22 protein-coding genes are annotated in these 19917 nt (G+C 42.3%); all 22 read right to left on the reverse strand.

Going from position 1 to position 19917, the window contains the following annotated elements; translation table 11 throughout:
* Positions 1-5 precede the first annotated feature (5 nt).
* The 22 genes from GZ22_RS17610 to GZ22_RS17700 all read right to left on the reverse strand — a co-directional run bounded on the left by GZ22_RS17610 (position 6) and on the right by GZ22_RS17700 (position 19916).
* Positions 6-590 (reverse strand): hypothetical protein, encoded by a 585-nt coding sequence (locus GZ22_RS17610; protein ID WP_041592306.1) that lies wholly within the window; start codon positions 588-590, stop codon positions 6-8.
* A complete protein-coding gene (locus GZ22_RS17615; RefSeq protein WP_041592307.1) occupies positions 587-1675 on the reverse strand; it encodes a WxL protein peptidoglycan domain-containing protein in 1089 nt (362 codons plus the stop codon). Before GZ22_RS17615 ends, GZ22_RS17610 begins: the two co-directional genes overlap by 4 nt.
* 19 nt (positions 1676-1694) lie before the next feature.
* Complete coding sequence (locus GZ22_RS17620) at positions 1695-3770, reverse strand: hypothetical protein (RefSeq protein WP_041592308.1); 2076 nt, start codon at positions 3768-3770, stop codon at positions 1695-1697.
* Between the two features lie 82 nt (positions 3771-3852).
* On the reverse strand, positions 3853-4434 hold the full coding sequence (locus tag GZ22_RS17625; protein WP_041592309.1) for a WxL domain-containing protein: 582 nt from the start codon (positions 4432-4434) through the stop codon (positions 3853-3855).
* An 86-nt stretch (positions 4435-4520) separates the two neighbouring features.
* On the reverse strand, positions 4521-5594 hold the full coding sequence (locus GZ22_RS17630) for a bifunctional lytic transglycosylase/C40 family peptidase (RefSeq protein WP_051748601.1): 1074 nt from the start codon (positions 5592-5594) through the stop codon (positions 4521-4523).
* The gene (locus GZ22_RS17635; RefSeq protein ID WP_041592310.1) at positions 5594-7006 is read right to left on the reverse strand and encodes a hypothetical protein; all 1413 of its coding nucleotides are present in this window, start codon (positions 7004-7006) and stop codon (positions 5594-5596) included. Before GZ22_RS17635 ends, GZ22_RS17630 begins: the two co-directional genes overlap by 1 nt.
* Before the next feature lies 1 nt (position 7007).
* Complete coding sequence (locus GZ22_RS17640) at positions 7008-8990, reverse strand: VirB4 family type IV secretion system protein (protein ID WP_051748604.1); 1983 nt, start codon at positions 8988-8990, stop codon at positions 7008-7010.
* Between the two features lie 114 nt (positions 8991-9104).
* Positions 9105-9701: a TraC-like domain-containing protein gene (locus GZ22_RS17645; RefSeq protein WP_041592311.1), complete on the reverse strand. Its 597-nt coding sequence runs from the start codon at positions 9699-9701 to the stop codon at positions 9105-9107.
* Between the two features lie 18 nt (positions 9702-9719).
* Positions 9720-10112, reverse strand: coding sequence for a hypothetical protein (locus GZ22_RS17650; protein WP_041592312.1), 393 nt, complete (start codon positions 10110-10112; stop codon positions 9720-9722).
* Between the two features lie 63 nt (positions 10113-10175).
* On the reverse strand, positions 10176-10622 hold the full coding sequence (locus tag GZ22_RS17655) for a CagC family type IV secretion system protein (RefSeq protein WP_164072132.1): 447 nt from the start codon (positions 10620-10622) through the stop codon (positions 10176-10178).
* A gap of 53 nt (positions 10623-10675) precedes the next feature.
* Positions 10676-12544, reverse strand: coding sequence for a hypothetical protein (locus GZ22_RS17660; protein WP_041592313.1), 1869 nt, complete (start codon positions 12542-12544; stop codon positions 10676-10678).
* Between the two features lie 70 nt (positions 12545-12614).
* Positions 12615-12770, reverse strand: a complete 156-nt coding sequence (locus GZ22_RS18700) for a hypothetical protein (protein WP_164072134.1) — start codon at positions 12768-12770, stop codon at positions 12615-12617.
* Between the two features lie 33 nt (positions 12771-12803).
* Positions 12804-12959: a hypothetical protein gene (locus GZ22_RS18705; protein WP_164072136.1), complete on the reverse strand. Its 156-nt coding sequence runs from the start codon at positions 12957-12959 to the stop codon at positions 12804-12806.
* Positions 12960-13010: 51 nt separating this feature from the next.
* The gene (locus GZ22_RS17665) at positions 13011-13292 is read right to left on the reverse strand and encodes a hypothetical protein (protein WP_123921925.1); all 282 of its coding nucleotides are present in this window, start codon (positions 13290-13292) and stop codon (positions 13011-13013) included.
* Positions 13293-13310: 18 nt separating this feature from the next.
* Positions 13311-13445, reverse strand: coding sequence for a hypothetical protein (locus GZ22_RS19035; RefSeq protein ID WP_281176692.1), 135 nt, complete (start codon positions 13443-13445; stop codon positions 13311-13313).
* Between the two features lie 4 nt (positions 13446-13449).
* Complete coding sequence (locus GZ22_RS17670) at positions 13450-13815, reverse strand: hypothetical protein (protein WP_051748607.1); 366 nt, start codon at positions 13813-13815, stop codon at positions 13450-13452.
* Positions 13816-13831: 16 nt separating this feature from the next.
* The gene (locus GZ22_RS17675) at positions 13832-14587 is read right to left on the reverse strand and encodes a hypothetical protein (RefSeq protein ID WP_041592315.1); all 756 of its coding nucleotides are present in this window, start codon (positions 14585-14587) and stop codon (positions 13832-13834) included.
* The gene (locus GZ22_RS17680) at positions 14575-15405 is read right to left on the reverse strand and encodes a hypothetical protein (RefSeq protein ID WP_041592316.1); all 831 of its coding nucleotides are present in this window, start codon (positions 15403-15405) and stop codon (positions 14575-14577) included. The genes GZ22_RS17675 and GZ22_RS17680 overlap by 13 nt, the downstream gene beginning before the upstream one ends.
* Before the next feature lie 4 nt (positions 15406-15409).
* On the reverse strand, positions 15410-16603 hold the full coding sequence (locus tag GZ22_RS17685; RefSeq protein WP_041592317.1) for a CpaF/VirB11 family protein: 1194 nt from the start codon (positions 16601-16603) through the stop codon (positions 15410-15412).
* Between the two features lie 48 nt (positions 16604-16651).
* Positions 16652-17032 carry a hypothetical protein gene (locus GZ22_RS17690; RefSeq protein ID WP_041592318.1) on the reverse strand — a complete coding sequence of 127 codons (381 nt, stop codon included), beginning with the start codon at positions 17030-17032 and terminating at the stop codon, positions 16652-16654.
* A 19-nt stretch (positions 17033-17051) separates the two neighbouring features.
* The gene (locus tag GZ22_RS17695) at positions 17052-17234 is read right to left on the reverse strand and encodes a hypothetical protein (protein ID WP_041592319.1); all 183 of its coding nucleotides are present in this window, start codon (positions 17232-17234) and stop codon (positions 17052-17054) included.
* A gap of 72 nt (positions 17235-17306) precedes the next feature.
* On the reverse strand, positions 17307-19916 hold the full coding sequence (locus tag GZ22_RS17700) for a MucBP domain-containing protein (RefSeq protein WP_041592320.1): 2610 nt from the start codon (positions 19914-19916) through the stop codon (positions 17307-17309).
* Position 19917 lies beyond the last annotated feature (1 nt).

Raw genomic sequence — 19917 nt, forward strand, 5'->3', positions numbered from 1 at the left:
TTCCCTCAGCTTTCCGTCATGGGAGAAAATGTTCCCAAGGATTCTAAATGTACGATTTTCTGTTTTCCGTCAACTTCCTTGACTTCGACTTGGAATAACGAGGTCACAGGTGGGTTTTCCACCCCTTCAATCGTGTACACGGTCTCCAATAAAACCAGTCCACTTAGTACCTTATTATCCGTGCTCAAGTAAAGATTTAGATCACTGACCTCACTCTGAAATTCTGCCTTTGGTGTAGAAGGAATTCCGGCTGCTGTTAACTGTCCATAAACGGAATCGTTGACATACTGCTTTATCTTCTCAAAACGCGCTTCATAACTAGCATTGTTGTAATCAAACTGTGTTTGGAAGAAATCCTCTACAACCTTCCTTGAGTCTCCATCAGTTTCCAGTTGATTATTGATGAGTGTACCTTCGGCTTTGTCTAGGCTTTCTTGAACCTCATCCACCTTGGAAGTAAGTTCCTCATTCTTATTCTGTAAGTCTTCGACCTGATTTCCTTTGTCACTTACATTGAAGCCGAGTGCAGCATTGGCGAATAGTGAGATTAAAAGCGCTATTGATAGCGCCACGACAACTTTTAAGTTCATGCGATTTCCTCCGTTTTTTCCTGATTTTCATTTTCCTTGTCCTTTTTCTTCTTTTTCCTTCTATAAATCAGGAAGAAAATAAAGAATATCAAAGGAATTAAAAAGAATGGCAACACCCAATAGGCAGTTCCATTCTTCTCTAAAGGTATCTTCAATGTAGTAAGCAGTGCATCGAGTCCGGCTTCTTCATCCTTGTACTCGATGACCTTCTCAAACTGCTGCACCTGTGTTTCCCCGTTTTGATCCGTATAGGTTACTTCGCCTTTCAGGGTATACGGCTTGTCCTTCAACAGTTCCTCGTATTCATACGGTATCGCAAAGTTTGTCTTTGTCATCGGTGCATAGTCAAATGACGTTTCGGAAGAGAACAGTTTCTTTCCTTCAAGGTCCACTTCGTATTCAAGATTGATGTCTTGCATGAGGATAGGACTGTTCAGTGTGATTGGCAGCCGGAAAACATAATAACTTGGCATGGTATCCAGGAAGGCGTCTCCTACACTGAAATCAGGCTCAACTACCTTAGTCGGGAAGTTTATCGCCACCCCATACACGCTGTTTATTTGATTGGTAATCTCCAAGGAAATGCCACCTTGATTGGCATTCTCTTTGCCACTTTCTGATTGAAAGCTTACAGCTCCAAGCAATGTTCCCTCTCGTTTATCAGCCTGGACATTTACACTGACTACTTTCGTTTGCCCACTTTCCAAGGTGATGGTTTCAGGAGCTTCAGCGTATCTCTGAAACTCATAATCCTCGTCGATTATTGTGTTGTCCTTTGTTTCTTCAGCCTTGTACTCAATCACGCCATTAGCCGAGGTATAGGCGTTTAGGATATTGACATCTATTACTTGAGTGGTGTCCGACGTGTTTCTTACTTTGTATCGTAACTCCTGTGAAATAGATTTTTTTCCGGTAGTTACCGAAATGTAATTCTCAATGCCTTTGTCCTGATTACTTGGCAAGACAGGTTCCACTGTAAATGGCATTCCACTGGATTCTTCAGCGAATACGTGATTACTACCACTTGTAATTACAGCTGTGAATGCTATGGCTAAAGTGAACAGAATTGAGACTAACTTCTTCATCCTTCTCCCCCTTTTCTTTTTATGGAGCTTGTACGAGCTCCCAGGTTACGGTCGTGCTATAGTTGCCAGGTTTCGCTGTCGTCGGATCAACTACGAATTCCAGTGCCTTGTTAGGGAATGACAGTTGGTAAACGCCACGGCTGCCATTGCCCTGTACCAGGCTCACTTTGCCGTTATCAATGACTTTCTTGCCATTGAATCCTTTTTGAGGATTCGTTCCACTGCCTTCCAATCTGGTTATTCCGGATAGTGCATTCAGCTGTAAAGAGCCACTTGGCAGCTTGTAAGACGAGCCTGCCATGGTTAACGGTGTTGCAGAGACATCTACACGCCATTTGTTTGAGCCATCACTTCTCCAGTCGCTGACTGTGAAGGCAGAAACGTTGGTTCCGGTGGCCTGTGCTTTGTCCGTTATCGTAATAGGTGCAGTGATGGAAGAGATAGATGGACTATTAAAGGAGATAGTCTTGTCTATATTTTTTACTGCGTAAGACTTACTGGCCTGATTCCCGGCAACGTCTTCAGCAACAAACGTATATGTACCGTTGTCCGTCACATTGTAAGTAGCCGTGTCTCCATTTACCCAGGAGCCGTCCGGCTTCTTGATACGTTTCATGCCAATATTGGCGTCTGATGCTTTCGCAGTCAGGGTCACGCTGTCATGTACGGTACTTGTCGTATTCGCGCTTACGCTTACTGTTGGAGCTGTTTTATCTACCGTGACGACTGTCGTTCCACTTTGCTTGGAAACACCGTTTATAGTGGAAGATGTAGCCAGATTCTGAAGCTTCACCCCGTTACCAACGGATGTGTTCACCTTTGTGTAAATCTTCAGGCTGTACGTTTCACCTGTATAATCCATGACATTACTCAGGAGATTGTCACTTGCTTTGAAAGTGACTTCTCTTGTCGAGCTGTTATAAGCGAAGGTACCTGCATCCTTCACTACGTTTCCGGAAGCATTGACAAGTTCTGCTTTGGAGTAAGTCAAATTGGCTGGCAGTTTGGCAGCCACTGCCCAATCTGAATACTTATCCAAGACATCTTGACCGAGTGTATTCACTTCCTGATTGACGAAGTAAATCAGATCCTGCCCTGCCCCGATATATCTACCATTGATGTCCTGTCCAGAAGCATTGCGAACAGTCACAGTCGGTTCCACTGCTGTGACATTGAATAAGACTCCGGTGGAGACATTAGTCCATCCCGTCCGATATCCCCCACCAAAGATGAATTTCTGGGTCGTCCCTTTTATCTGAAAAGAAACGGTATTCTTGGTGAAAGTTTTTCCTCCAATAACATCTGTAAAGTCATTGGATATCCCGACATATGCAGGTCTGGTATAGCCCACGTTCGCTATTTTGGTTTGATACTCTACATTGGTGTCAGACCTGACATAAGCATCTACGGCACTCCCTGCTTTTGATGTGTCATAGTTCAGATAATTCACGAATTCAACTAATCCTGATGAAAGGTTATATCCATTCAGGGAGTTGAAGCTTAGAAATGAGTTACCGTCTAACGATACTGTTTTTCCACTGCTTGAATAGTAGAAGGTGTACTCCAGTGTGCCATATTCTATATTGGCAAAATAAAAACCTGAAAAGGGATTTTCGCCAAAGTCGAGTAAGCTGATGCCGTTATCGGGAAGGGAACTTCTTCGCGCATATTCTACATTCGAGATTGTTAACTTCACATCTATTGATTGACCATTATAAGTACCGACATTTTTATAGTTAACATCTACTCGATCTCCCAATTTCAAGTTATCAATCGCCAGTGTCTTACTGCCATAGTCCCTCTGGAACGACGGATAGTTTTGCGTTTTATAGCCTTCTTCTGTGATATACCGGGCACCACCGGTGCTGAAATATCCGTTCGCCACCGTCTTGGTATACGTCGTCAATCGACTACTTGGGATATTCGTAGTGATGGAGAAGCCCTTTATATCGGCATTCTTAAACAACAATAGACGATTGCCTTCGGTGAATTCCGTATCGTTATCGCCCACCGTTCGGATTTCAGCATGTACCGGAATGCTGAACTGGAATACTAAACAGAGTAAGAGGACGATTGCCCACCCTATCTTTTTCATGATGACTCCCCCTTTCAGATTTTTGTTTTACTAATGAGAAAAGGGATAGCGTCAGAGCTATCCCTAAAGGTTCAAGTTTCTATTAAGGTGCTTGTACAAGGTTCCAAGTCAGAGTGGATTTGTAGTTAGCACTTGTATCTATTAATTTCGCAGTGGTCGGATCAATGACAACGGATAATGCGTTTTGAGGGAAGCTCATATCGAACACGCCCATTCCCCCACCTGCATTTGCCTTAGCAAACGTTACAGCACCGTCATCAATCACCTTATTGGAAGTAGTCGTTTTAACAGGAACTGCACCTTGTCCAATACCCACTCGACTGATGCTGGATAATGGTGTCAGGCTTAAGGAACCTTTTGGCAAGGTGTTCTTGCCATCGGTGAATGGCGTTGCCGAGACATCCAAACGCCATCCGGCTTGTGTTCCCCGTAAGTCTTTAACCGTGAATTTATTATTGAAAGAAGTATTGTATGTGACAGGTTGGTCTTTTAGCGTTACATTTCCGAAAGTCGCAATATCGGAAGTTGCCAGTGAAAACTCTCCCCCTTGAATCTGCACATTTACATCCTTCTTAGTTTCTGTGGCTGCAAAAGCTCCAGTCCCGAATGAAAGACTAAGTACGCCGACAAGTAAAGTTGCTATGAATCCTTTTCCTTTTTTCATCTTCTTTCCCCTTTTCCTTAATATAGATGATTTGTTGAAACAAGCTGATTCTTGGTTAACCAACTCCTTTCAGTGGCGTGCTACTTTTATTTCGCTACACGACCAAAGCCTGCTAGGTGCTCTTTCCAGTATCCAGAACTCCAGGTATGGTAACCGACACCACTACTGCTGGCGTCATACATCCGATTTTCATCTACATAGATTCCAACGTGCGTAACAGAATTTGCCGGACGGTCTGGATTCGTTCCTTTGAAGAAGATTAAATCTCCCGGTTGTGGATCTGATATTGCGACAGCTGATTGGTGTTGTTCAGCAGCCGTCCTTGGCAACTTGTAACCCAGAAGACCGTATGCCCATTGTGTTAAACCACTACAATCAAAACCAACACCCGGTTTCGAACCTCCCCACACATACGCCCAGCCGTTATATTTCTGTACTTCATTCATCAAGGATTGGTAGTCTTGCATCCCTAAAGGAGAAGCATCTGCATTCCCTATGTCACCACCTGCACCATTCGGGGCAGAGAGATAGGACTGAATCAAATTGACATAATACATATTGCCGTACTTATAACGCCAGTTTCCATTGAAGTCAGCGACGGGGTTACTGTAATCCACTTTCGTTCCCCCGGATTGTTCTTGCGCGAAGCTCGTTGCCAGCTCAAATGAATATTTCTTACCATTCTTTTCAACGTAGTTGTTGAATCCACCACCGTAGTTATAGGCTTGCACCGGAGTCCAGAAATCCAACCCCATCTTCCTGGCACTTTGAATCACTTCTGCGAAGTGACTGACACCCACCTCAATGGAATAGTTTGGATCTGTAATAGTACCTGGTGGTAACCCTAGAGATTCAGAGCTTTGCATGACATCAAGGTCATCCCCACCAGTTTCCGTCATAATGATAGCGAGTATGACATCTACATATTCCGGTATGCCGAATTTCTCAGCCATTTCTTCTACAACAGGTCTATGAGCCAAAGTAGCTTCATTCACTTTAGCAGTGCCGACTTCTACATTGATGTCACTACCAGTCATCATGACAAGTCCCATAGTAGCAACCAAAAAAGAAGCAACAACTCCAATAGCTATCTTCTTCTTATGTTTAGCAGCAAAGTTACCAGCAGTAAGAACAACCTTTGTTGTGGTAATGGCAGCCATTATGCATCCATCCCCAATTTCTCATCCAGTTTAATAAGTTTCTTTTGGGTCTCAACAAGGCTATCTTCCAACTCTTCAATCTCTTTTTCTCGTTCTTTTAACTGTTCTTCTGTTTCATCTAATGGATCTTCATCTTTCAAGGCTGAAATTTGGTCATTTAAATCTATTACGTTCATTTCCAAATCGGCTTTATCCAGGTATTGAGACACTTCTTCTTTCTCTGCTTTACTCAGACCATAAATTCCTGATGGGTCATCCTTTAGACTTGTCAGCACACCTTGTGCGTAGTCAAAGTTCTCATGTTTAATAAAAGCCAAAGCCAAGCGTTTAAGCGTGCCCTTGTCTTCAATCAATGATGCTTTGCCATTCAAATCATCGGCATCGTATAGAACAATCTCTTTCTCATAGTCTAAAAATGTTGACTTGGATTTCAGTTCTAATAGCTTGTCAGTTTGATCCACTTTATAGAGATAGGAAACGACCTTTTTCTCCGAATCCTTATCATAGGCAATGGCTTCATCGAACTTCCCTGCTTCTATAAGCATGTCAGTAACTTTGTCTAGATCTTCGCCCTTTTCTTCCATAAGCTTCGTCGCTTTTTCCGTGTCGCCACCAGATACAGCGATGGTCAGTTCATTGTCCAATTCGGCTGCAGCCAATTGGTCTTCATAATCGGCAGCGATGTTCTTCTCATTCTGTTTCACTGCTCCAGCAAACAAGAGACCTACAATCAATACACCGAAAACCCATGTGTAGATTTTTCGCTTGAATCCCTTTTTCTTGCTTACTTCCTGAAACTGCACTTTTTCGTAAAAACTATTTTGTTCTTTCTCTAATTCCTTATCGACCAACGTCCGAAGTTGCGCCAAATCAGTGGCAGCATTCACCCCAAACAGAAATTCACTCTTTTCCTTCAACAAGAGCTTATCCTTATTGACGATAAATCGTTTATAGCTGTATTTGTCACTAAAGAATCCCATGATGAATAGCTTGTATTGATCCAGGGTGCTTAAGCCTTTATGGAACGGAAGAAACCCGTTGGAACGGTACAGCATCTTGATATCGTTGAAGTCTTTGAAGAAGATGTTGTTCAAATCCAAATAACTCATGCCGTCTGCTTCCAACAAGGGATCAGCATCCAGGAGATTCTTGATTAATTGCAGTTTGATAACCGGAACGTATTTCTTCGCCTTCTCTAACGGCTCGTATCCTTCCGGTACTTCGTACACCAAGAACACCTTTCCATGCTGTCGACTGATACTTTCGACATCAAAAAAACCTGGCAGGGTTTCCTCCAGGTCTTCAATATCCTCCAATGAGCGTACATTGGTGAATTTTTCATCTATCTCTAACTTGTATTCCTTTTTATTGATATACAAGGTGAGGTTGTCCATCATCGTGATTTTCTTCATATCAGAATCCCTCGATTTTGTTCAATTCGTTCGTTATCTGACTGATTTCGTTTTGGGAAAGGAGAACTTTCTCCGACCAGTCTGGTAATTCCGAAGCTTTCAGTCCTGTTTTCTCTTCATACACTTTCGGATTCAGTAGACGATACTCTTCCAGAGTAAGATTAACCTTTAATAAAGCACGCTGTGCTCCGTAGATGATAAGTGCTTCCCCTTGCTTCTTCGCTTGCAGGAAGTGGATTTCCTTATCTGATAACGGAATCTTCAGCCGTTCGATAATCTGGTTTACTTCCCGTGGATCGAATCCGAATAACAGTTTCGTGTAACTGTTACCGACAATCGCTTCCCCCATGCCGTTCGGTGCGTTCAAGAGATCCTGCACCTGTTGCGTCGTAACCGTAGCGCCAGCATTGTATTTCCGGAATCGTTTATATGCCTGGAAGAAGAAGTCGGCACTTTCTTCATTCTTCAACAAGAAGTGGAACTCATCACAGAAAAGTTCATCCGATTGGTTCGGGTTACTCGTGAACAATTCCCACAGGTAACTGAACGTGTTCAAATAAGCAGCAGTTTGCATGTCTTTCTCCGTCTGGAGTGGCTTTAGATTAAAGGAAATGATTTTGGCACTCATATCTACGTTTGTATGTCCGTTGAATAACGTACTTGAACCGGACACCATGTCTTCCAGGATGAAGCAATAACGTTCGATAAGCTCGAACTTCTGTAGGTCTATTTCCTTCAATTCCTTTAGTGCCTGAAGAAGGTCGCTCAGTATCGGCCAATCTTCATGAAGCATGCCATCCAAATCTTTCTTCTCCCGGAATGTACCGTATAACTGCATCGACACGTTCGATATGATGGATAATTGCACTTGATCCATATCCGGCATGTTGACCTTATGAAATCCTTTCAAGCGATTGACCTTTTGGCGAATGAGATTATCTACGTCAGTATCAGTAAGATTTCTACTTCCTACAAGAACATCATCGTCGTCAGAATCCATTGCTTGGGATAAAATTTCAAACGGATTCATCCTTGTAGGGCTTGCACTGGACAAATCAATGACCGTTCCACCAAACTTCCTCACATCTTTGGAATACTCATCTTCCGGGTCAATGATGTAGATGTTGTCTATCCCTTCGGCAATTTTCTTGTAAATATTGCTTTTCTGATAGGTTGATTTCCCCCCACCTGATGTACCCAACACGATTTTGTTCCGGTTCAACGTTCTTCCCTTATCGCGATAATCAATTGCGATATACGAGTTTGTTTCCTTATTCATTCCCTCGATGGTAGCCGTCGGGGTCAGGTCACAAATTTCGTTGTCATCAAAGGGAAAGAAGGAACTGGCACTGACAGTGTTTGTCATCGCATACGTATATTCCGGTAGTTTGTTGATGCCTAATGGGAAAGTCGAAAAATAAGCTTCGTCGTACTTTCTGTAAGGTGAAATTCCCTTCAGATTAATCTTAATTAGGACACGATTTAATCCCTCTTCCAAGGAACGTAATTCAGCTTCAGAATGGGCTTGTAAGAGCACATATGTGTAAAGATAGATAAAGGCACTCTTCTCATCCAAAGACTGTTCTAACTGCTTCTTAGCTGTCTTCAGTTCCCTCTTTATCTGCTCTCTTCGGTAGTGATCCAATGTCTTCAGCAATTCGGCTTCTTTATTCTTTACTGTGTCATTGTAGTGTTTATTCAATATCTCGCCATTGGCTGGCTCTAGGTGTTGTGAAATGGTGATATTCCCCTTCAATCGTTTCAGTGGGGAAAGCCAATTCCCTGTAGGTTCTGAAGGATAGCTCAGAATCACATAGGGTTTGATGTAGTTGCCACTGGCAGCGATATACTCTCGATTCAGTTCAAAGACGAAAGGATATCGGCTTTCGATAACGTCCCTGTCAATTAACCCTGCGATTTCATTGACTTCTTTTACCTTCGGTTCTTCTGATTTTTTTCCTAACAGTGTAGACAATAAGTTCATGTTGTTTATTTACCTTCCTTTCACATTAGTCCACTATCTTCAAGTAGCATTTCAAGTTCTTCCTGTGTAACTGGTTTGTAGTCGTTTTCGTGTGTTGCCAACCTAACCACTCCTTTAATGATTGTGATAGATAGAAGTTTTATAATCTAAGAACTGATGCAGAACGGACAATGCTTCATTCGCACTAAGAACTTCTTGCTGGCTATCATAAGCATTCAATACCTGGTGAATGGCTCGCATGATTTCTTCTGTCTTTTCTGTCAGTCTGTTTTCTGCTTCCTGAAGATACTCAAGCGTTGGCTTTTTCAGCTTCTCCTTCAGAACGATGAAGTGTGCTTTTACAGCCATACTCAAATCCGTCTCTGTCTTTTGATACTCGTATAAGTAACTGGCTCGTAACTGCCTTACATGCTCGTTTACATCCGGATCATTTGCCGACTTGATATGCTGCCACTTCCACTTCCTCAAGTAATCCCCCATTTTGATTGGAATCGTCATGGACACCGTCTGTGGGTGATAGTGAATATTTTGAGCCAAAAATGCTCCATATTCATCAAAGATAGAATTCTGTTCGTAAAGGGAGAGTAAATCAAAGTTCACGCCCTTTACTTTTATCAAGGTGACCAGAGCATGTTCCTTTAGATAAACAAAGTCCGAATATACGCCCTCAATCGGGCTGATATCATTGAAGGAAATTTCTTTTTCGCTCAACTCATTCACTCCTAATTACTATTTGATTAAAGACCTGTCTTTTGGTCTCACAAAGTACATTTTCTTTTTCTTCCGGAAATCCAAGATTTCTTTGATGAAATCCTTCGCCCGAAGATTTTCCCGGAACTTAACGGGTCTGTAGTTCACATAAAACACTGGAATGACAAGGATGAATACAATCAGAAACGATTTTATAAACCAAAAGACCGTTGAACTGTACGGAGGGATAAAGGCAATACCACCCGAAAGTAAAAGGGATGGTAGAACAAACAAAGCCAGTTCTTTAAAGGTCATGTTCATAAAGATTTTGTATTGGTTATCAACGTTTTTTGGAAAGAACCATTTCCGACCTTTTCTAGTATCTGAGTCAATCAATTCCAGTAATGCTTGTTTGATTTGATCCTGATCCATTGTTCATGCTCCTTTCTAAAAAGAAAAAAGAGAAAGCAATGAAGCTTTCTCTTAAGTACCTTATTATTTGAATAGACCGTAGATCCAAGGAAGAAGCCAAATTACAGCAGCTGCTGCACCTACTGCCAATAAAACGCCACCCAAGCTCTTCCACATTTCATTTTTTACATGTGGGTCATCAATGCCTGGAAGGTGCTTAATAATGATTTTTAATGCAGCCACGATACCAACTACAACCACGATACCTGTAAGAACAGTCTGAATTGATTTCACACCAGTATTAATTCTCTTTGTAATACTGGAGTCAGACTCTGCAAAGGAGATATCAGGAACAATTAAGAATAAACCAGCTGTGAATGCTAAAACACCAGCCGTCTTTAGATAAGGCATGAATTTCTTGAATCTAGTCAGATTCATTTTGTTAAACTTCTCAATCAGTGGATTGAGCATTGCCACGATTAAGGCGAAAGCCTTGATAACTTGCATTTCGAATTTATTTACTAATAACATCTTTTCTTCCCCTTTAAAAGCAAGCACCCCTGGGAGTGCTTGCATCCTCTTTTTTATAAATCCAACGATTCTTCTTTTACTTTCGGCTTTTTGGCAACCACTGTCGGTTCTTCTCTTGCCTGATTCGGCTGTGGAACGCCTTGAAGCTCGTTTTTGATAGTCTCAAAGACGTCAGGATGTTTTGACCTCACCATATTGACTATTGTCTTAAGACCGTTATTTTCTTTAGTCAAATCATTCAATTCTTTGACCTGTACAGGCTTCTCAGGAGATTCCGGAGTAACTTTTCTATCAGTTAAAAGGAATTCTGTTTTCTTAAGCTCCGGTGTTTCCTGTACCTTTTCCTGTGCTGGTGAAGCCGGGCGAAGTTCCTTCAGGTTGAAGGAATCCACCTCGTTGACACCACTTACGCTGTTCTTCTGATCCAGGAAGTGATATGCCAGGTTGCCTTCCCCTGTCTTCAAGTCCACTTTGGCTTCATGGAAGTTAGTCGAGCTTTCTTTCGGGAACAGCCTCATCGTAAGTACATCTTCCTTCACTTTTACGCTTTCCTTATCGTTATGTAGGTTAGCGTGTTCCGGTTTCAGCTTTTCGATATACGGCTTGAGAATGTCGGTGGCTTCCTTCTCTGTCATCGCAGGTTCCACTATCTCCGATTGCACCTGCGCTTTCTCAGGCGCTCCCTGTGCTACGGTTGTTTCTGAATTCTCCAGTACACCGAGCACTTTTGCAACTTCCACTTGTTGCACCTGACTCACTTCCCGTACCTCATGCAGGTTGAAGCTTTCCAGATAATCCTTTTCGCTTCGATGTTCTCCCTGATATTCGAACTCCAATCGACTCTCACCTGAATTCAAGTCGACTGTCGCTATGTGCTGACCTGAACCTTGTTGTGGACGGAACTTCATGGTCAACTTATCGTCTCGAAGGGAAAGGCTTTCCTCCCCACCAATCTCGCTACGAAGATCCTTGTGATTATCCATATATGACTTTACTAATGCTTCAGCTTCACGCTTCGAGAAGGTAGTAGTTTTTTCTTCAACTAATTCAGGTGCTCTACCAAGAGCCTTTTCTTTGTCGATAATCCGGTATCGCACATCCAAGCTATCCGTGACATGCTTGAGCTTATTGTTAACGTTTTGAATAGGTGTTGCAATCGCATTGTGAATGTCGATTTTCACCCCAAGGACAGTGTTCTTGATGCCTGTTTTCACGTCATTCACTTTATTCTCGACACTGGAACGGGCTTGGTCTTTCATATCGGTGAATAATTGCTTCAGTCCGTCTTTCAGGTCGGCGAAGATCCGTATGACTTTGTCTTCCAGTTTTTCCTCCAATTGAGGAAGTTCTTTCGCAGGCGCTTGCGAAATTCTATCCGAGAAGTCATCCAAAAGCTTGGATACCTTATCGAAATGCAAATTCAATAAAGCCGTTACTTCAGATCTGCTGACAAAACTTTCATCCTGGCTACCAATCATGTCTTGGACTTCTTTCATTTCCTGCTTGATGGTGGCAGCTATCGGATGTTCAGGCCTGTATTCCCTGGATGAAAGGATGTTTTCATTCTCCTTCATTGCCAGTTCCTTTTGTTGATTGTAGTAGTCTGACGCTTTGGCATAATCAATGTCAAAATCGTCTTTTGCATCCAACAGTAGTTCGGCTGCACTAAATGGTGGATAGTCTTCTCTATCGAGATAGATCAGGTTCGTTGTCCCTGTAAAGCTAATTTCACCATCTTTATCGATTTGATTGTGCTTACCATTTGGTGTAACAATTCCGGATGAATAATGGCTAGTATCACCTTCAAAGGCTTTGTCACCTGCTTGTATCAATTCCCTTGCTGCAAGTTGTTGGAATTTGATATTCTCCATACCCTTCATGAAATTCTCCATTGAAGGAATGTCATAAAGCTTCTTCGCCATTCTCACCCTCCTCAAACTAAAAAGGACACCGATAAGATGTCCTCGCCAGTATTGCTATCTTTTAAAAATGTTACTTACCAATAGTATCGATTTTGTTGTTCATCACGTCGATTAGGGATTGGAATACTTCTGGCAAGGCTATGTACAGCAAAGAACCGATTGCCACACCAATGATTAAGGAATAAATCCCGTTAATACTACGGTCGGAGTTAGCTTCAAAGCTCATCTTCTCACCTCCTTAAGTTGGTATTAGAGATACTTACTTACCGATAGTAGCGATTTTATTGTTCATCACGTCTATTAAGGATTGGAATACTTCCGGCAAGGCTACATACAACAAAGAACCAATTGCCACACCAATGATTAGGGAGTAAATCCCGTTAATACTACGGTCGGAGTTAGCTTCGAAACTCATAATCTCTCACCTCCTTGAAATGAAATATCTATAGAAGGAAAATGATGAACCTTAAAACTCATCATCTTCTGCATCTTCGCTTCTCAAACGGGACATGCGTTTCACATCAACTCGTTCCAGGTACTCTTCGGCTGCCATGATAGCTTCTTCTATACTGGAAGTGGCAATTACGCCAAACCTGGAAGCCGAATGTTTGATGAAACGTCTATCACCATCCACATCCTCAACAACCGGGAGATAAAAACCTGTAGTAGATTTTTCGCCCGTCGTGAAAACTGAATACTTCCAAGAGTAGTTCCCTGTAAGTTCAACTTTTCCTCTGGACATCATCATTCACCTCTCAGAAGTTGATTATCTTGTAATGGCTCTATAACTGGTAATGACTACATCCTTCACTACATCCATGTAATTGAAGGAAAGAGCCAGCACAGAAGCCATGATTGCTACACCGAATATAAACAACATGTTTTTTACACCACTGCTCACCTTATCACCTCACTAAGCTCGTTGTGGTTCCTTGCTTGAGTGTCAGTTGATTCGGTAAATCCATGAAGTAGACTTTCACAGTACCTTGAATCTCATAATCAATAGGTGTGCCATATGGCTGCTGACCCGTGCTGGATAAACCCGTGACATTGTATCTGCCCTCATAATATTTATCCGAATAAGCTTCGATATTCGATGCTGCCTCTTCGGTGAAACCACCGTTTTTCTCTATCTGACCATCCACGTAATTCTTGAAATCTACCGTCTGGACATTCTGGATTCCAAAAAGGAAGAATCCCAGGAGAAAGAAGATGACCAGCATAAAAATGATCTGAAGCGTAAACGCTCCGGAAGCGTCTTCTACGTGCATCGTAATTCCTCCCTTCTCACAGTAAACTCATGTTATTGGTGAAGACATAGACGACAACGCCAATCATGAAGCCAAACATTGGAATGATGTTGAGCATCGTCAGTTTGGTCGGGAAGTAATAAAAGTCCCTTTCCTTCTTCTGACGAATCTCGTGAATCCCTCGAATCATTTCGTTTCTGGCTTTCTCACTTAACTCGTCAATAACGGAGTTGTCATGCGTATGATTCTTAAAGTTGTAAAGAGCTGTCATGAAGGTCAATGCTGAATCCGTTCCACCAGCTGCATTGTTCGCAAAGGTCAGGAAAGGCCTAACGGATTCGGGATCTTCTGTTATCTCGATGATTAATCGCTGAAGATTCCTTCTGAACTCCCCTTCTTCCAACCGGGAAAGAATCTTCTTGAACACTACAAACATTGAGTCGCTTTTACCGTCCCCTGTTAAATAACTCACGACCAGCCTCTGAAAGCTGAACCAGGATATTTGCTTGTCGTACAAAAGGTCTTGGTATTCCTTCTTCTCTTTCGTATAAGCACTTCTCCACTGTAAAACAAAGAAGATAGTTGCCAGGAAAGCCAGCCAAGGACTAATGAAGATGGCTGGGACAACGGCTGCCAGAGATGCAATCAGGGCATTCCGGAACCGTTTCTTCTGAAAAACTTGAAACTCATATTCGCCATACCCAGACTTCTCTACCATCTCGAATAAGTCCGGCTCAGCTACTAAATGCCAAAAGCCTTTCTTTTCGGATTTTATCTCGACTACCTCTTCCATATCTTCACCTCCATCACTTCATCATCTGCCAGCTTCTTCCGGAAGGAATGGAAATACACAAACGATAGGGTAAGGAGAATGATGGAGCTCGCCCATCCTATCGGATTGTGCCCGTAATACAGAAGATAACCATCAAAGCCAAAAGCGAAGGTCAGAATCGCTATGATACCAACGGTATATCCGACGGTGATCTTGTATTGACGGACTGCACCTTGTTTGTTGTTCATGAAGATGCTTGTCTGTTCCATCACGTCATTATGCCAAGATTTCAAATCTTTCAATTTCTTGATATCTGTTCTTCCCTCTAAACTTGCTGTAATCAGGTTGTCCAGAAATAAACTGAAGACAAAATCTCGTTTGTACTTGGTTGCCATCCGGTCGAATGCAGCCTGTACCTTGGATGGCGTTGCATCCATCAATTCCACAATCAGATAATCCAAATCACGCTTGAATTCTCCGTCTGCCACGATATCCTGTGCACACCATTTCAGTGCTGAAACAACTGTTTCATTCGGATTGGTTAACAGCTGCGTCATGTTGTTCACGAAACGATTTCGCTGTATTCTGGCTCGTTGGTGATACACCCGTTGGACGTTATGTTTCATCAAAACGATGTAACCGTAAGCAAGTCCTACTAAGCCTCCGATGATAGCCAGCCACCAGTAATAAAAGAGAATCATGACACCGACAAAACCGACCATAAAAGGAACAACCAAGGCAATGAAGATATCCTTCTTCAGAAGAGGGTCGCCGTATGCCGATTTATAGGCATTCATCTGGTCAATCGTCATGATGGTTTGTTTCCCAAGACCTAACATCCCATCACCCCTTTATTCCTTGGTAATCCAAGCCCACTTCTTTAACTCGTTCAAAGAATTTCTCGCTAAGTTCACCCGTCTGTATCTCAAATCCATTTTTCGTTTTAAGCTGTTTGAATACCGTCGTTGCCGTATGGTCGCTTTGGAATTCGACTATCTCACTTAGGTAACGTACACCGTCGACCTTCTTGATATGGATACCGAAATCTACGTAATTGTAGATGTCATCCAGGAACATGTTTTCGTCGATACTATAACCCATCTTCGCCATACCAAGGAGTCGTTTCGGGATAGCCCTGGCATCAACTGCATGAAGCGTTGTGGTGAATTTGTGTCCCGTCAGTATCCCTTGTATCATCTGGTAGACTTCACGTCCCAAGACCTCTCCGACCATGATCCAGATGGGATGGCTTCGCAGGCCTGCATACGCGATAAGGTCTTCCACTGTTGTCGTACCGTTGGCAACCCAATAGAAAATATCCTTATCCGGGAAGTTCTCTTTCGCATATAGATCCTTGTTTGTCTCAATCAAGGCGATACGTTCTTTGAAGGGAATAAAGCTCATCAACAGCTTTTGAAATTCCGTTTTTCCTGTCCCCGTTTCCCCACAAATCAGGATATTTGAACGGGATTTTACAGCAGCCTTCAAAAAGTCCAGCACATAATCTGGTGCGAAAGCGTCAAAGTTTTCTTCTGTCAGTGCCAATCCTGGACGAGAAACCCGGACAGCCATTGTCGTACCATTCACAGCGATTTCCGGGTGAACAGCATTCAGTCGCAAATGTGTCTTACTGGTGTTCAAGATAGGGTCTTTCGCCGTCAGTTCCTTACCCGTTGTATTGGAGAACTTGGCGATGAGCTTATTGATATCATCTTCCGTCACACCATCCAGGGTGTACTTGTCCACTCCATTTCCTTCTACAATCAGCTTTTCACCATCGAATCCGATATCGGTAATACGCTTATCTTCTACCAGGTATTCGATGAAGCTTAGACCGATTAATTCCCGAAGTACATATTCGACTTGTTCTTCTGTCTTCAGTAAGTCTCCGAATTCGTCTTTGATGATTTTCCGGAACACTTCCTTCGCTTCACTGTTTCCAAAGGAATCCAAGTATAGCTCTGCATGGTTCTGTTTCAGCCTTGTTTGGATTAATTCGATTGTTTCCGGCTGAATTAGCACTACTTTCTCCTGCATAAAACCCCTCTTTTCAGTACTGTCATGTGGCTGCACCTTTCAATAGTTTCACTGATTCTTACTTAAGTCCGTTACCCATGTCACTTCATGGGGCGAATCCTGGTCATCAATGATTTTGATATGGATGGACTTGTAATAGTCCCCATCCTTTTTGTAATTAAAGGAATAACTCTTCACGTCAAAGCTGTCACTTAATTCTTCGAATTGGTCTTTAAAACGTTGTTCAAAGACTGACTCCGTGATTCCTGCCACTTCTGCATCTGATCTGGCGCTGTAATCCGTGCTTTCCGTCAGAGCCACTTGTGCTGCCTCTTTGATCAGCTTCGATACATCATGATAACGGTAACTCTGGTACGTATATGTGGCAGCCACACCGATGAACATGAAGCCGATAATCAGGAGCGTTATCCATTTTGGAATATGCTGCATTCACTTTTCCTCCAATGGTTTATACAAATTTATAAGCAACCAACATCACCAGAAACACGCCAAGGATGACACTGTATGAGTTATAAATGACCTTATCCTTTTTGGTTTTGGCACTCTTCACACGAATAACAATCGTCAAAGCAAACAATGCCAGGACAATTACGATAAAAGGGATAAAATACTGGTTAACTAGTTCAATCATTTCTTTTTCCTCCCAACAAAAAAAGAGCCTTCAAGGGCTCTTTCTCTGCATTCATATTTTTGTTTTTAATTTTTATTGATTCTTGATCCATTCCACATCTTCTTCTGTAAATCCATATGGTAAATCACCATCCGGGAACGGGTCTTCCTTGTTGACCGGAATAAAGAGAATAGCATCTTTATCAATGGTCTTAGAATCCATCGTCGCAATCATTTGCGCGTAGATATTCCAGTTGTCGGAAAGCTCGACGGTCATCTTGTTTGCGCCCATCTTATTGGTCTTGTACTGCACGTCGTAGTCGGTAATCTCTGCCCAGATTGGAGAGTAAAACTTATCTCCACCCTCTTTCAGGTCATGTTCGATATCCGAATCACCAGCTTCGACTTCTTCATCTGTGAATAAGTCACCTGTCTGTCTTTCGACGTTCATATGAGGAAAAACAAAGCTGTCTGTCCATTCCTTTTTGGAAGCAGTGGAACGATTATCCGTGCTTTTCACCAAAGGTGCTTCGAATATTCCGTCGGTAATTTCGTATTCCAGGCTAGGGTCAAGCAAGCCTTCCGGTGCATAATAATGAGCTGCACTGTCGTTGATGTCCGTTGCAAACTCCCAATCCTTGCCTAAGTCATTTGTGTATTCAATCTTGAAGTCTGTTTCCACGCCATATCCTGACTTACTATCTGCTAACGGTGTTGCACTGTAGGTAAAGCGTTCCACGTACTTCTTCATATTGGTTGTCGGTGTGATTTCTGTCATGACAACGTAAGATTTAGAGCCAGTATGGTCAGCATCTTCTTCTACATCGAGTTTGATTGTCCCTTCATTGGCAGACCAGCCATCTAAAGCAAGCCTTGAGTAGCCGTCTTTGATATCAAAATCAGCTTCGTCATAGTCCAGGAACTTCACTGCATAACGATCTTTGGTGTTGACCTTTAGCTTACTGGACGGCACTTTGAAATCAAATTGCTTCGGTAAGCTGTTGGCTGTATAGGATTTCTTCTCGATAAGATCATTGTTTAAATACAATCCAACGGCAATTTTCTTCTTACTCATATCAGCCACACTGGACTTATAATTCAAGTCCTTGCTTAGATACACCCTGACAGGCATTCCTTCACTGGCCATAGCCGTGTAGACCTGTACTTTGTCTAGCTGCACCTTCGCAAGTGGCTTGTCGTAGTAGTAATTGACGGTGATGTTCTTCGTGTCGATAGTGCCGGACTCTGCATCACCCGTTTTCTTCACATAACGCATCGTGTAGCCATCTTGTTTGATGGTCGGATGACTTTCAGAATACTTATCACCACGTAACTTGGTGTACTTCTTCGTATCCTTTACCTTCTCACCCGTTCGATTATCGTAATAATTCACGGTGACCGTTCGTCTCAACTTGTAGTTGAAGACATGTGTGAGGTCTTTGGATACAGTTCCCTCAAAAGGCTTGTCTGTCATCCGTTCATACGTATTATCACCATCCTTAAAAGTGGCTGGTGGCGTGTATTTGTACTTCGAACCAATCGTTTTGTCTTCATTCACATGCTTGAAGACTTTCTTGGAATCTTTGTCTTTCCAGGTTACATCAATGTTCTTTTCGCGAACTTCGAATTTGGCTTGTAAAGAAGTTTTATTAGCAGGATCTGTGTAGACATCTAAGAATCCTAGTACCTGAGTGTTACCCCCATTAGGCTTAGTTATTAAAGGCTGATATCTATCTGTATTCGCACCCTGTAGATCACCAGTTTTAAAGTTAACTCCAACGTCTAAACCTGCTTCTAAGTGTACTTTTTCTCCACCCTTAATTGTCATTGTGCCATTAGTAACCTTCTTACCTGTGGTTTCATTAACAATTGTAACCTTGCTAGGAACTTTAACTTTGATGCTATTGTTCTTGTCGGTTATGAAGGTCGTTGATTGTGATACCTGTTTATCGCCTTTAACACTAACACTTAGGTTAGTATCTGAGAATCTAACTCGGTTATCCGGTACATCCCCATTAACAACTTTATCCCAGAGCTTATCATATTTAGGTAAAGACTGACCTGAGCTACCTCCAGAATAGATCCTATCCATGATTAGAGAAGTTACTACGATACCTAAATCTTTTTCGCTGCTACTAAAGATACTTTCTGCACCCTTATATCCATAATACAACGCACGTTGAGCTCTTTCGTTATTATAAGGGTCAGGGTCGTGATACTTTGCCCCATCGCCTGGTGTTTGTTCTCCATGCTGAAAACAAAAGGCTGTTTTTCCATCAACCTCGAACTCGCCGACCTTATGTGTTGCATACTTATCACTCATAACAATTTGCCTCACGTACTCTATTTTAGGTGCTGCTTTAACCTTGTTAGGAGTTATCGCATCTATAATAGATGATATAAGAGAAGATTCACTAGGTTTAGCCTCAGATTTAGATACAAGTGACTGCCCTTCATCTCCATGCTCAAGTAGTTTCTGAAAATCAGCTACTTCATACTTACCATTAACGGTCATGTATAGCGTCTCTCCAGCATACTCTAAGTTACCCTCATCATTTACCCCAAAAGTACCTATTTCAGATTCAGCTTCTGCATTGTCCGAATAAGTGTAATTGAAGATAGGAAATGACTGAACTACAGTTAGCAACAAAAGAAAAACAAGTACATAGGATATTTGCTTATTCAGTTTTTTACTGCCTTTCAAA

This window comes from Terribacillus saccharophilus, assembly GCF_000725365.1.
Taxonomy (GTDB): domain Bacteria; phylum Bacillota; class Bacilli; order Bacillales; family Amphibacillaceae; genus Terribacillus; species Terribacillus saccharophilus.